9 protein-coding genes and 1 pseudogene are annotated in these 14,193 nt (G+C 38.0%); all 10 read left to right on the top strand.

What is annotated here, in order from left to right; translation table 11 throughout:
- Window positions 1-499 precede the first annotated feature (499 nt).
- Window positions 500-6,799: pseudogene (locus SPD48_RS14590) on the top strand (isopeptide-forming domain-containing fimbrial protein); the annotation flags it as partial.
- Between the two features lie 444 nt (window positions 6,800-7,243).
- Window positions 7,244-7,561 (top strand): PadR family transcriptional regulator, encoded by a 318-nt coding sequence (locus tag SPD48_RS14585; protein ID WP_336258869.1) that lies wholly within the window; start codon window positions 7,244-7,246, stop codon window positions 7,559-7,561.
- Window positions 7,558-8,286, top strand: a complete 729-nt coding sequence (locus SPD48_RS14580) for a DUF2812 domain-containing protein (protein ID WP_336258868.1) — start codon at window positions 7,558-7,560, stop codon at window positions 8,284-8,286. The genes SPD48_RS14585 and SPD48_RS14580 overlap by 4 nt, the downstream gene beginning before the upstream one ends.
- A gap of 143 nt (window positions 8,287-8,429) precedes the next feature.
- Window positions 8,430-8,783 carry a VOC family protein gene (locus SPD48_RS14575; RefSeq protein ID WP_336258867.1) on the top strand — a complete coding sequence of 118 codons (354 nt, stop codon included), beginning with the start codon at window positions 8,430-8,432 and terminating at the stop codon, window positions 8,781-8,783.
- A 558-nt stretch (window positions 8,784-9,341) separates the two neighbouring features.
- Entirely contained in the window at window positions 9,342-9,959 is a 618-nt protein-coding gene (locus SPD48_RS14570; protein ID WP_336258866.1) for a hypothetical protein, read from the top strand.
- Between the two features lie 190 nt (window positions 9,960-10,149).
- Entirely contained in the window at window positions 10,150-10,359 is a 210-nt protein-coding gene (locus SPD48_RS14565; RefSeq protein ID WP_336259034.1) for a helix-turn-helix transcriptional regulator, read from the top strand.
- 265 nt (window positions 10,360-10,624) lie between these two features.
- Window positions 10,625-10,804 (top strand): hypothetical protein, encoded by a 180-nt coding sequence (locus tag SPD48_RS14560; RefSeq protein ID WP_336258865.1) that lies wholly within the window; start codon window positions 10,625-10,627, stop codon window positions 10,802-10,804.
- A complete protein-coding gene (locus SPD48_RS14555; protein ID WP_336258864.1) occupies window positions 10,786-11,904 on the top strand; it encodes an FtsK/SpoIIIE domain-containing protein in 1,119 nt (372 codons plus the stop codon). Before SPD48_RS14560 ends, SPD48_RS14555 begins: the two co-directional genes overlap by 19 nt.
- Entirely contained in the window at window positions 11,897-12,529 is a 633-nt protein-coding gene (locus SPD48_RS14550; RefSeq protein WP_336258863.1) for a replication-relaxation family protein, read from the top strand. The genes SPD48_RS14555 and SPD48_RS14550 overlap by 8 nt, the downstream gene beginning before the upstream one ends.
- A gap of 773 nt (window positions 12,530-13,302) precedes the next feature.
- Window positions 13,303-13,941, top strand: coding sequence for a recombinase family protein (locus SPD48_RS14545; RefSeq protein ID WP_336258862.1), 639 nt, complete (start codon window positions 13,303-13,305; stop codon window positions 13,939-13,941).
- Window positions 13,942-14,193 lie beyond the last annotated feature (252 nt).

Here is a 14,193-nt window from a genome sequence, read left to right as displayed (position 1 = left end):
CCCTCTATAGGATTATTATTTTCCAATCAAATTTTACTGCACTATTAAATTCGCTAATAAAAATACTATATTGAATGTTTTTAAACATTTTTTATAAAATCTCACTGATAAAAACAAATTTTTGCGGCTAATGTAACTAATGTGAATTCTTAAAAGTTAGGAGCTTACTAGTTTTAAAAGTCCTCCAAAAACAGAAGTATTTAGGGTTGATCGGAAGAAAGTGTGATGTTTTTTTGGTTGCTGGCCTTCAACACAACAACATATTTCATACCTAAAAAATAGTATAAGATCAACGATAGTAAAAAGTATTAGTAATAAAGACTCTAAAACTATGTTTTAAAGATAGTATTTAATAATCATTTAGTAAAAATCAACTAGTTTTTGTCGAAATATAGTATATAATTTGATTATTAATATTTATTGAAATTTATCATTTTAATAAGTAGGTGATATCAGTAAAGTTACAATCTAGAAAAATCTATATTTGGGGGTGGGAAAAATGAATCCTATTAATCTAATGTCGAACAGATTAAAATTGAGATTCAACAAAATCATCATTTTTCTAGCGATCATTTTAGTAACATTTAACGGAATGATCCCGGCATCATTGCCAGTCCAAGCAGTGGAAAAAACTGGAGTGGAGGCTCTGGAACAGCCAAACGTCTCAAAAGACGTTGATGGAGAAGAAAACAAAGAAATCCAAAAGAAAAAAGACTATCACTACAATGTAAACGTTGTACTTCCTAAAAATATATCAGGCTATGAAACAGTGACAATTTTAGATGCCCTAGATAAACGTTTAGCTGTCCAGAAAACAGCTGTCCTGATAAATGGAGAAGTAGACGATCGTTTTCAAGTAGAAGTAGTAGATAGTCAAATAGTTTCCCTTGAGTTGACGCAAGAACAACTAAAGGGTCTTGCAGGAAATGATATCAAATTGCAAATCACAACGCAAGTAAAGGAAGATACAATTTTTGGAAAGAAAATTGAGAATATTGCAGAAATTGTGATTAACGACGATGTTGTGATAGAAACGAATCCAGCAGTTGTCACGCCGATTGATTTGGAAGAAAAGGATCAGGCGGAGCCATTTACTTCAAAAGAAAAAGAAGATGGTAAGGACAAAAAGTCTAACGACGCTTCTCCTGTTAAAGAAAGCGATGATCAGGACGTTAAGGAAAATGACGATTCTGCTGCTGCGGAAAAATCTAATGTATCATTAAGTCAAGTTCAAACATCAGCAGCCTTTGAGATTAATGATACTGATTCTTACGGAAATACATGGGAAACGCCTAGTATCATTTATCAATTTGATGGCAACAACCCTTCAGCTACACCAAAGGCTAGCCTAACAGTTAGAGGTGTTGCCGCAGATAAATTATTAAATGGACTTGCCTTATCGAAATATAATAATCGGTTTTATGCTGCCACGGGGAGTGAATTATATCTTATTGACTCTGAAGGAGCTTCACTTAAAGTAACGAATTTATTAGGTCCAACAGGCAATGGGGTTATGTCTGAAGATGGAACAAAGTATTACTATAGTTATGGACAGGGTGGAAAAGTATTTTTTGCCTCGTTTGATTTAATTTTACGACAACATGATTCGATTGAAGTGAAAGGTTTGGCTAGCAATGTTAGCAGTTTAGGTGGGGATCTTTTAGTTGATGCCGATGGGCTTGTGTGGTTTACACAAGGGAATCGATTAATTCAGTTTGATCCAACAGATGGTAACGTTATCCTTAATACCGAGTTGCCAACTGATGATCCTGAAGCAGCCGGCAGAGGACTAAGCTTTTTACCAGACGGTAGAATGCTTTTAGCCGGTGGACTAACTAACGATAGTGCCCCAAAATTATTTGTGTATGATCCACAACTTCATGAGATTACTAACTTAGGAAGTATGACGAAAGGTCCGGTCATAGTTGATTTAGCTTCTGTTATTACACCAAGTTTTAAGCCACCTGTACCTGGTGAGTTGAAAATTATTAAAGAAGATGAAGAAGATGGAACAAGATTAGAAGGAGCAACATTTGAATTAAAAGATGTAGACGATAATAAGGTAGGTAAACTTGTAACGAATGAAAACGGAGAAGCTGTTTTACAGGATTTGGAATCTGGGAATTACAATCTTGTTGAAACGATAGCGCCAGAAGGTTACGAATTAAATAATGAAGCAATTGAAGTAACGATTGAGAATGATAAACCGACAGTTATTTCGATTAAAAACACAAAAATGGAAGAACCAGTCGATCCTCCAGATGCTTGTGCAGCACCAGTCGCGCTGATTAATGGTAGTTTCGAGGAACCACTATTTTCACCTGATGACCCGCGACTAACAAAGCAGAGAGGCTGGTTTGATGCCCCTCAAGGTGCTGTTCCTGGGTGGGAAACTACTGACAGATCAGGTTTATTCGAAATCATGAATAAATCATTGGGCGATGAAATTCCACCTGGTGATCCATATGAATCTTTGAAAGTTACCCCAGCACATGGGCAACAGTTCGCGGAATTGAACAGCCGAGAAGCGGCACAGCTTTATCAAGATGTAGATACGACACCAGGACAAACAATTTATTGGCGTTTGGCCCACAAAGGTCGTGTTGGCCAAGATACAATGGCATTAAAGATAGATTCAGCCACTGTTGATCCGAAAAACCTGAAAACGATCGAAACAATGACAAGTGGTAAAGATACATGGCAATATTTTTCTGGTTCATATGTTGTTCCAGCAGGCCAAACGAAAACTCGCTTTGGTTTTGAAGCTATTTCCAGTGCAAATGGGTCAAACGCAGCAGGAAATTACCTAGATGATATCTTCTTAGGTACCGAACCGTGTGTGACCGCTGAAAAAACGGTTAGCCCTGAAGGTGGTGTATTTGCAGGTGACGAATTAACGTATGAAATGACCGTCAAAAATTCCGGTGGAGACATTGCCGCAAATACGGTAATCGAAGATGCAATTCCAGAAGGTACAGAATATGTCCCAGGATCAATGAAAATTTTAAACGGTCCAAAAGCGGGAGATTTAACGGATGTGGAAGATAATGATGCAGGTCATTTTAACGATGAAAAAGTCATCTTTAAATTAGGAGACTTACCGAATACTACTACATTACCTGACGGAATAACCGTTGAATTTAAAGTAAAAGCTTTGTCAAGTCATGCAGGAAAAACTGTAGAAAACAAAGGACAAATAAAATTTAAAGATTTGTTAAAAGATGAAGATAAAGAAATTGAAACAAATGAAGTGACAACTCCAGTTACTTACAAAACTCCAGTCCTTGAATCTGAAAAAACAGCAGAGATCGAACAAAAATTAACTGGAAACACCGATGAAGAAAATCCAGAAGTTGGTGATATGCTTCTTTATACGATTAAAACTCGAAATACGATAGAGAATAGTATAGTAGAAGAATTATCTATTTCAGATCTGATCCCAGAAGGCTTAGAATATGTTGAGGGTAGTCTGAAAGTGGATGCTGAATCTGTCACCGACGCCGAGGATGATGATAATGGTCATGTAGTGGATGGCAATATCGTAGGTCTGTTTGGAGACATCAAAGATACGGAGTGGCATACGCTTGAATTTTTGGTTACCGTAAAAGCTGGTCAAGCGGGAGCAGATATTAAAAATGTTGCAACAGTAGATGGTGACAATATTGACGAACCGGATAAGCCTGAAGAAGAAGTTAAAGTTTATCCAAGAGATCCAGTTCTTGAATCCGAGAAATCAGCAAAAAATTTAGAAATAGGTAAGGACAAATTTGAAGTTGGAGATATACTTGTTTATACGATTCAAACAAGAAATAAAGTAAGTGATGGAATCGTGGAAGATTTAACAATCTCAGATGAACTCCCAGAAGGCCTTGAATATGTTGTAGGTAGTTTAGAAGTCGATGGTGAATCCGTTACCGACGCTGAAGATAGTGATAACGGGCATTTTGTAGGCGGAAAAGTAACTTCTCAATTTGGTGATATTACCGACACCGATTGGCATACGATCACATTCCATGCAAAAGTGAAGCCAGGACAATCTGAAAAGACAATTAAAAATATTGCAACAGTAGATGGTGGCAACATAGACGAGCCAGACAAACCGGAAGAAGAGATTACTGTAGATCCAAAAGATCCAGCTCTTGAATCCGAGAAGTCAGCGCAGCTAGAAGAAAAGCTAGCTGGAAATAAAGATGAGGACAACCCTGAAGTAGGCGATACAATTCGCTATACGATTAAAACACGTAATAAAATAGAAGATAGTATAATTGAGAATCTAATTATTTCTGATACTATCCCAGAAGGCTTAGAATATGTTGAGGGTAGTCTAGAAGTCGATGGAGAATCTGTCACCGACGCTGAGGACGATGATAAAGGTTATGTAGTGGATGGCAAAATCTCAGGTCAGTTTGGGGATATTAGGGATACTGACTGGCATACGCTTGAATTTCTAGTAACCGTAAAAGTTGGTCAAGCAGGAACAGATATTAAAAACGTTGCAACTGTAGATGGTGACAATATTGACGAACCAGATAAGCCAGAAGAAGAAGTGAAAATTTATCCAAGAGACCCAGTACTTGAATCCGATAAATCAGCAAAGAATTTAGAAACAGGTAAGGATAAATTTGAAGTTGGAGATATAATTGTTTATACGATTCAAACACGAAATAAAGTAAGTGATGGAATCGTGGAAGATTTAACAATCTTAGATGAGCTCCCAGAAGGCCTTGAATATGTTGCAGGTAGTTTAGAAGTCGACGGTGAATCTGTCACTGACGCTGAAGACAGTGATAACGGGCATTTTGTAGATGTGAAAGTAACTGCTCAATTCGGAGATATTACCGACACTAATTGGCATACACTTACATTTCATGCAAAAGTGAAGCCAGGGCAATCCGAAAAAACAATTAAAAACGTTGCAACAGTTGATGGTAGTAATATTGATGAACCGGATAAACCGGAAGAAGAGCTTACTGTAGATCCAAAAGATCCAGATCTTGAATCTGAGAAATCATCGAAGATAGAAGAAAAGCTAGCTGGAAATACAGATGTAGACAACCCTGAAGTAGGCGACACGATTCGTTATACTATCACGACAAAGAATACAATCGAAGATAGCTTGGTAGAAAACTTAGTCATTAAGGATACCATTCCAGAAGGTTTAACGTATGTGCCAGGCAGTCTTGAAGTAGATGGCGAAAAGGTAACAGATGCCGAAGACGATGATGCAGGCCATATCGTCAAAGGTGAGGTCACAGGTACCTTTGGTCATGTGACAGATACCGACGAACATACGATAAGCTTCTTAGTAACAGTAGACAAAGGACAATCTGGTAAAGATATTAAAAACATCGCTGAAGTCGGTGGAGATAATACCGGAGAGCCAGATGAGCCTGAAGAAGAAGTCGAGATCTATCCAAGAGAACCAAAACTAGAATCGAAAAAGTCATCAAAACTGGAAGAGAAGGCAGCAGGCAATAAAGATGCGGACCATCCAGAAGTAGGTGACGCAATTCGTTACACCATCACGACAAAGAATACGATCGAAGATAGTTTGGTAGAAAACCTAGTTATTACGGATACGATTCCAAAAGGTTTAACGTATGTGCCAGGCAGTCTTGAAGTAGATGGCGAAAAGGTAACGGATGCCGAAGATGATGATGCCGGTCATGTGGTAGACGGTAAGGTCACAGGTACCTTTGGTCATGTGACAGATATAAACGATCATACGGTAAGTTTCTTAGTTACTGTAGACAAAGGACAGGCTGGTGCTGATATTACCAACATTGCCACTGTTGGTGGTGATAATATTGACAAGCCAGACAAGCCAGAAGAAGAAGTGGAAATTTATCCACGTCACTCGGTGTTTGAGTCTGAGAAATTAGCGGCAAACTTGGAAAAAGACAAAGAGAAATTCGAGGTTGGAGATACGATTGTTTACACGATTAAAGCGCGTAACAAAGTATCGGACAGTTTAGTTAAAAACATGTCAATTGCGGATACACTTCCAGAAGGCCTTGAATATGTCGAAGACAGTTTGAAAATCAGCCATGAAGGCAAAGGCGAGTTCAAAGATGGCAAAATTACGGTGAACTTTGGTGATGTAACGGATACGGAATGGCGCACTGTTACATTCCAAGTGAAAATCAAGTCAGGCCAGTCAGGCAAAGAAATTGAAAATATCGCCACGGTTGATGGGGATAATGTCGATGAATCAGATAAGCCAAAAGAGAAAGTGAACGTTGATCCAAAAACGCCGAAGCTTGAATCAGAAAAGTTAGCCAAAAATGCTGAAAAAGATAAAGTGAACTACGAAGTTGGCGACACAGTAGTCTATACCATTAAAGCTCGTAACACAGTATCTGATAGTGTTGTTAAAAACTTGACGATTATGGATGAACTTCCAGAAGGTTTGGAATATGTAGAAGATAGCTTAACAGTGAATCACGAAGGTAAAGGCGAGTTCAAAGATGGCAAGATCACGGCAACCTTCGGTGATGTAAATGATACCGAATGGCGTACCGTCACATTTAAAGCAAAAATTAAGTCTGGTCAAGAAATTAAAAATATTGCTACGGTTGATGGAGAAAACATCAATGAGCCATATAAACCAGAGGAAACAATTAAGGTAGAGAAAGAGAGAGAGAAAGAAATCATAAATGAACCACTTAAACCAAAAGAGGATTCTAAGAATACTACACCTGAGAAAGGGAGCAAGTTACCTAAGACAGCTACCGATATATTTAATTTCATTATGATTGGTCTAGGATTACTAGTAATTGGTCTAGTGGTACTGTACTTCAGAAGAAAAAAGAGTGTATAATTTAATGTAAGAAACAATAAAAGCTTTTACGTGTAAATACGTAAAAGCTTTTTTCTTTAATAAATCTTGTTATAAAATAAAGAAAAGATGATATGAAAAAGTCATTTAATGTTAGTAACGAACCCGATATACAAATAATCATTAAACTTTTACTTATTCCTTTATAAATGATTTTGTACCTATTTTAATTAAGGTGTCATTATCGACTTATGTTCAATATATGAGCATGCATTCTCTTGAATAATAGTGAACAAGAATATCCTGTATATTTAGATACAATTCCATAGAAGAACTGGAACTAAAATAAAAAATAATATATCAATTTATGATATAACTGTGGACATATGTATCGTAAAATGATATATTGTTTTTAGATATATATATCGTTTTATGATACAACTTAAAAAGAAAGAAGGTAGTTAATTGAAGGAAGTTGAGCAATTAACAGATTCAATGTTTTATATTATGGCTGCTTTAACTAAACCAAGACATGGTTACGCAATTATGAGCTTAATTGAAGAAACAACAAAAGGGGCTGTTGCTATAGGTCCTGCTTCAATGTACACGATTATTAAAAAGTTATTAAAACAAGAGTGGATCTATTTGCATGATAAATCAGATTCAAGACGTAAAACTTATTTGCTTACTAAAAAGGGCAAAAAAGTATTAGAAGAAGATTTAAAGATAAGAAAACTGATGATTCAATTAGCGGAAAATGGATTAGAGGAGGTTGAAGAATGAGTCAAACAAAGTATATTATGTCAGGTGGACTAGCTTTTGCAGAGAATAAGGATATGGAAAAATTACGCCGATATTCTTTGCAAGGCTGGCATGCCAGTGACTTTAAGTTTATGGGGTATACGCTTGAAAAAGGAGAAAGTACAGATTATACCTACAGTATAGATTATCGTTTATTAAAAGACGATGAAGAGGGGGAATACTTTGACTTTTTTTCATCTGCAGGATGGTCACACGTTGTCTCAGAAGGAAATATTCATTTATTCAGAGCGTATCCTGGTACAAAACCGATTTATACAGACCAAGACACTACAGTTGAAAAGTATAAAAATTCAAGTGACTCCATGAAAAACTTGGCAATTCCGTTTGTTTTACTAACAGTACTCGTATGGGTTGGAGCTATGATAAGCTCGGGTATTTTTGAATCAATACTTTTCGGAGTAGCTGTTATTCTCAGTATAATTGCCCTCCCGACAGCTTGGACGATCATTACAACATACAGTAACAAATGGAAAGCAGAAGGGAAAAAGGGATTAGTCAACATAGTAAAAATCATACCATTCCTTGTCTTATTCATTGTCGTAATTCTTTTGTTAATTATCGGTAGTATAGACAAAGACCCCGCAATTAGCCTCCTGACATATATGGTAGCTGGTGCGATCGCACTTCCAACAGCTATTTGGATGATCATGTCCTTTTATCATAAAGTTAGGGAGAAATTAAATTAAAATCTTGTTTGAGTTAATGTTTTTGAAAACCTCCGGCATAGCCATTTTAGAAGTTATATTGTTTTCTGTCATTTTAAAGCAGGTTTTTATAATTAATATGTGGAATATTTACTATGCTCAATAATTTTAAGGAGTGTTTTTTGATGGATAATCCTATCTTAAATAAAATTGGAACAGTATTTATCCCAGTAAGTAATATAGAGAAAGCGAGAGATTGGTACTGCGATATTTTAGGACTAAAGGCAAGTGGCGAAGTACAATTTGGTCATCTTTATGTCATAACTATGGATGGCACGGGGATCGTTTTAGACAGCAAGATTTATTCAGAGGATAAAGTGTTTAAAACTCCTGTATTTCACTTCAATACAAATAATATTGAAAAAGCGTATCACTATATGAAGAACAAAGATGTTAATTTGATTACAGAAATTGAATATAATCATTATTTTAATTTCAAAGATCCTGATGGAAATATTTTAATGATTTGTGAATGTTAAAATTAAACTAACGGGTGGGTGCTCACAGTCTATAAAGGGAACTTTTCTACACTATTTTCCGATTACCCCATTATTTTAAAACAAAATAATAATAAACAAAAAATATGCATCAAATAGTATTATCGTAACTTTTACAAAAAATAAAAACGCTTATACAATTTAATGTATAAGCGATTTTCGTGATGGAGCATATCGGGCTTGAACCGATGACCTCCTGCATGCCATGCGTTCGTTTACCTTTACGGAATATTAAACGGTAGCTTGTACGTTGATATAAGGCGATAGGATTGCGTTTATTGTCCGAAGCAATCACGTGTTGACCAAATTATATCATGTAGGTGCGGTCTTGCGCAAATATGAAGAGCGGTTGCTTACTGTTTATGACGTCATGATAAAGAAGCCCTCGGCGATTAATTTCGCTAAGGGCTTTATTTAAATGGTTGGCGTATGTATATATATATATATGAATTATCCGCATCATAATAACTATTAAACTAACATTATTTTACAAAACATGATAATCTAGTCATATAATATAAAAAATTGGGGGAAATATATATGAAGAGAATATCGATATTGTATTTGGGGTTATTGTTATCGTTATTTCTAGTTGCTTGCGGAGGTGTAGATAAGATTGAATCCGAAAAAGCTGACGCTAAAGTGGGCGAGGATGCTACTCCGTTAAGTAATGACGAGGAAGATAAGGAAGCAGACGAAACCGACGAAGTTGATCCTGATGATATTTGGACGTATTACAATGATGCAACTTGGGAAGGTGATTTTAACGGCCTTCGAACGGAAATACAGAAAGTAGTTGTTACGGAAAAGGCGCCTACGCTCGAAGATGAGGACGCAGAAGTCTCGGCTGTTGGCGTAAAATTCTTAGTCGAAAATACAACGGATGGCAAATTCACTACATATCCGGATCAAGCTACCTTAGTAACGAGCACCGGCGAGCAAGTAGATGCAGACCTATTGTTATCGGATAATTTAGGTGGAGATATACATGAGGGCGTAATAAAGGAAGGCGATGTTATTTTCTACTTGGAGCGCGGTGAGGCGGAGTCTATTGAGTGGATTAAGCTAGAATGGACATCTACCGATATAGGTTTAGAAGAGGACGGAGATTATGATAATGCTTATCAAACCGAAGAGGTTAAGCTAGAACTAAAATGATATACTTGAACGAATTCCCGCGGGATTAATTTCTTGCGGGTTTTTCTATCTAATAAGTAACTACATATAGATATTAAAATTCATAAAAATCTACACATAGTTATAGATGTTGACTTATTACTCGGGTTGACGATGGTATAAAGGGGATCGGTCAAGCTATGTCGAATATTAACGATGAGGTGATCCGTTGATGAACGTTAAAAATCGACTGAAAAGCTATCGGCATAAATTCGAGAAAAATCAAAAAGAATTTGCCGACTTTCTCGGGATTCAATCCGATCAATATAATCGATACGAGAATAATCGAAGGCAGCCCGCACTTGGAATTGCGATTAAGATTAGCGAGCGTTTAGGCGAGCCAGTTAACAATATATTTTATTTAATGGATTCGGACAAGTAGACTGCTACTTAGTAAGTTTTTATGTAGGTACAGGCATTTTTGAATAAGTAATTACATAAGTTGTTACTAAAGCATTTACTCAAGTACCCTACCTAAGTAATACGTTTATAAACGTTGATGTTACGGTATTCAAAAATTACGTATGCCGAGAATAAGACGAAATGGAACGCGGGAACTAGGTGAGGTGAGAATGCCGAGAATAAGACGAAATGGAACGCGGGAACTAGGTGAGGTGAGACGAGAAAATTTTCGAGGAGGAAATTTTATGTTTATTGGCTTAGTAACAGCCGGTGTAATTACTGTTTCGATTGTAGTTACTCTATCTCACTTGTCTGAAAATTACGGCTATAATCGTTTAGGCTTGCTTGTCCGTGCATTAATTCCGCTAACCACTATTGGAGCGATAGCGTATATAATCTATGCGTTATGGGGGTTGTTTCTATGAGTATATTCGAACGTCTAGCCTTACGTAAGAAGCTAGTTAAAGCTATTAAACTTGCAGTCGATACCGCTCCGAAAATATATCACGTGGAGCCAACGAGGATAATATTCGCGATCCCACACGGCATTAATCCGTCTGTATTGCATGAAAAAACATACGTATTCCGGCAGATATTCGGCGAAAATACCGAGCTAGAGGGAGATTTAAAGCGATTTATACTCACGATACCTAATAAGCCTATGCCGACGAAAGTTCCGTATAAATTGGACGAATGGAAGTTCGCGCTCGACCGCTACCAAGTGCCGATTATATGCGGAGTAGACTCGCTGGGCAATCAAATAGTATTCGACATGGCAGAACGACCGCACATGCTTATATCCGGCGAAACAGGTTCGGGCAAATCCTCACTGCTTCGGGCGATAATTACCTCGCTTATTACGACGCAAGACTCGAAGCGAATACGCTTTATACTCGGTGACTTAAAGCGAAGTGAGTTCGGCTTATTCCGTAGATTGCCGCACGTCGAAAGCGTTAGTGTCGATATTACTAGTTTAGAGGACGTCCTCGAAAACGTGGAGACTGAAATGCAGCATAGGGGCGACCTGCTAGACCGTGCCGAGGTAACGCATATCAACGCATTAAGCGAGCCTTTACCTTATTTAATTATTGCTATCGACGAGGTGGGATTGCTCCGTAATGAAAAGCGCATAATGGAGATCATCGAAAATATATCATCAATCGGAAGAAGTTTAGGCGTCTTATTAATGCTTTCCATGCAGAGACCGGACGCTAAAGTCTTAGACGGTAGACTAAAGAATAATTTAACCGTTCGAATATCCGGCAGGCAATCTAATAAAATAAACGCTAATGTCGCAGGGTTGCCAGGAGCAGAAACGATAGGACAGACGCAGTTTGGCCGTATGTTAATCGATTTAGACGGTATCAAGCGAGTTCAAACGCCGTGGATTGATGAAAGCCAAGTAAAAAAGACGCTAGAGCCTTTAAAGATTCGAGAGGTTAAGAAGTCAACGCCGAAAGAAGAAGAGGCTTCGACGGAATCCGTTGTATTCGGCCTATTATTAGGAGGGAAATACAATGACTAAACGTGATAGAGCAATTATTGCAGATTTAGAACGATTCGGAGTAATGAGCCGCGACCATCTAATCAAATTACACTTCAAAGGACTTCGGAATCAAGTATCTAATGCAAACGCAGTTATGCTTCGGTTATTCCGTCAAGGCCGTGTAAATAGGAACGCAGATTACAGCCAGTTTATCTATTTCCCAATAGGCGGAGGCATAAGGAAGGACAGCGGGAAGCTGCGGCATTATTTAGCGATAGTCGATACTTATATAGAAATGCAGAAGCTGGGCGAGGTTAGTAGTTTTATATCCGAACCCAAATACGGAAAAGGATTCGCGGAGCCGGACGCATTTACGATATGGAAAGGATCTCCCTTTTTCATCGAGGTACAACTTTCGAGAATAAGTCAGCGAGAAGTAGCGCAAAAGGTAAAGCGGTATGAAGCGTTAGCAAGTTCGGGAATAATCGCGCGTGAGCCGTGGCAGCCTGCAGGCAAACCGATATTTCCGTCCGTGCTATTTTTATCGGAAACGAGATACGCTATCGAAAATTCAACTATAAAGTTTATTCAAATACGAAAGATTAGTAACTTATTTGAAAGTAACAAGATAAAAAGTAGCGGAATACGTCTAAGGTTAGCGTGACAATATCAGCGATGTTCTTTTATTATTGATACGTAAATAATGAACGAATTTACTGTCTTTGTTGCATCGACATAACACCGCGAACTAGCATCCGAAAATAGGAAGATGTCCGACCACATCGGAAGTCGAGAAAAAGGCGTTTACTAACATTTTGAAAACGGGAAAGATAAAGCGGGTGTAAAGCGTTTTTACTTGACAGAAAGAAGGAGGACGGATTTCAGTCAAAAACGAACTTGCGATTTCATTATATTTCGACTTTAGTACACGTTAGTATTTGCGATAATTTTATTGCCGAAAATTTCGGATATTATCGGACATTTGGGCGCTAGTAGATGCGAGTATTTAACGTTATATTATGTTGTCATTCCGCAACAAATACCAGCCGCAGGGCCGTTGGCTTATGGCCTCTTAAACGTTTTGGAATCGCCGTATTTACTAGCCTCGGCGTTCACCGCGGACGGCCTTATGAAATCTCGGGGGTTCGATATTCCGATTAGTTCCCGTCTATGAACGTTAATCAAGGCTTGTAGACCGTCTATATATTCATTCTCTATATAAATAAGTTATTAGTACCGAAAACGTACAATGCCCTATCAGTCGATTTGAGGCGTATCTAAGCGTCTTTAAAGTATACCTATACGAACGCCCTTATCGGTAGCCTTATACGTGTATAAATGTTATGGTATCTATTATATAAACGTCTATAAATTGTTATTGACTTTTACAGACGCTAAGTTTATAATCGGATATAACAACGATAAGGAGCGGATAATATGAAACGTATATATGGTTACATTCGAGTGAGCAGTGTAGATCAAAACGAGGATAGACAGCGTGACGCAATGCAAGCTAAGGGCGTAGAGGATCGGTTCTTATATGTCGATAAGGTGAGCGGGAAGGACTTCGAGCGGCCGGACTATCAGCAACTACGCAGGGCTATTCGGCAGGGCGATCTCGTATATATGGATGCGCTCGACCGTCTAGGGCGGAATTATGACGAGGTAATAAAGGAATGGAAATACATCACGCGAGAGGTAGGAGCGGATATTGTTCTTCTCGAAAACGAGGAGCTATTCGACAGCCGAAAGTTTAGAGAGATGGGCGATGTTGGTCGGTTAATGGAAGATCAGTTCTTATCGCTATTATCGTATGTAGCCGATCAAGAGCGTAAGAAGATAAGGCGCAGGCAAGCGGAAGGCATAGCGTCAGCCAAGCGCAGGGGCAAGCATATCGGACGCCCACGCATTGCCTATGATACATTAGATGAAGGACAACGAGCGTCGTTCTTGCGTGAGTATAAGCGTTGGAAAGCAGACGAACAGACGGCAGTACAATCGTTTAATAATGCAGGATTTACTAAGTCGACGTGGTATAAGATCGTAAAGGAGTATGAAGAAGTAAACAAGATATAACTTTGATAACGAGAGAGAGAAGATTAATTCCGTAGAAATAATTGTCTTAATAATTATTTTCATTCGAGATTTTCAAGGATAAATAAAAGTATAATAATTAAAGTGAGAGAGATTGTTCTTTAAATAGAATAAATAACTTTAGCAAAAAGCAGGCGGAAAATAATAATTCGCTTGTCTTTTTTATTTTCGGAGATGCCCCCCGCGGCCCTATTAGTGCGGCCGTTTTACCAAGCGCCGGAATGTTTCTTATAA

This window comes from Pseudogracilibacillus sp. SE30717A, assembly GCF_037071985.1.
Lineage (GTDB): Bacteria > Bacillota > Bacilli > Bacillales > Amphibacillaceae > Pseudogracilibacillus.
The sequence above is the reverse complement of the archived record's forward strand: the minus strand, read 5'-3'. Positions and strand labels throughout refer to the sequence as shown.

What these genes read in the sequence shown, in the direction of transcription:
- SPD48_RS14580 (WP_336258868.1), top strand. Translation starts at nt 7,558, where the DNA reads ATGAGTCAAACAAAGTATATTATGTCAGGTGGACTAGCTTTTGCAGAG.
- SPD48_RS14555 (WP_336258864.1), top strand. Translation starts at nt 10,786, where the DNA reads ATGGGGGTTGTTTCTATGAGTATATTCGAACGTCTAGCCTTACGTAAG.
- SPD48_RS14550 (WP_336258863.1), top strand. Translation starts at nt 11,897, where the DNA reads ATGACTAAACGTGATAGAGCAATTATTGCAGATTTAGAACGATTCGGA.
- SPD48_RS14545 (WP_336258862.1), top strand. Translation starts at nt 13,303, where the DNA reads ATGAAACGTATATATGGTTACATTCGAGTGAGCAGTGTAGATCAAAAC.
- SPD48_RS14565 (WP_336259034.1), top strand. Translation starts at nt 10,150, where the DNA reads ATGAACGTTAAAAATCGACTGAAAAGCTATCGGCATAAATTCGAGAAA.
- SPD48_RS14575 (WP_336258867.1), top strand. Translation starts at nt 8,430, where the DNA reads ATGGATAATCCTATCTTAAATAAAATTGGAACAGTATTTATCCCAGTA.
- SPD48_RS14570 (WP_336258866.1), top strand. Translation starts at nt 9,342, where the DNA reads ATGAAGAGAATATCGATATTGTATTTGGGGTTATTGTTATCGTTATTT.
- SPD48_RS14560 (WP_336258865.1), top strand. Translation starts at nt 10,625, where the DNA reads ATGTTTATTGGCTTAGTAACAGCCGGTGTAATTACTGTTTCGATTGTA.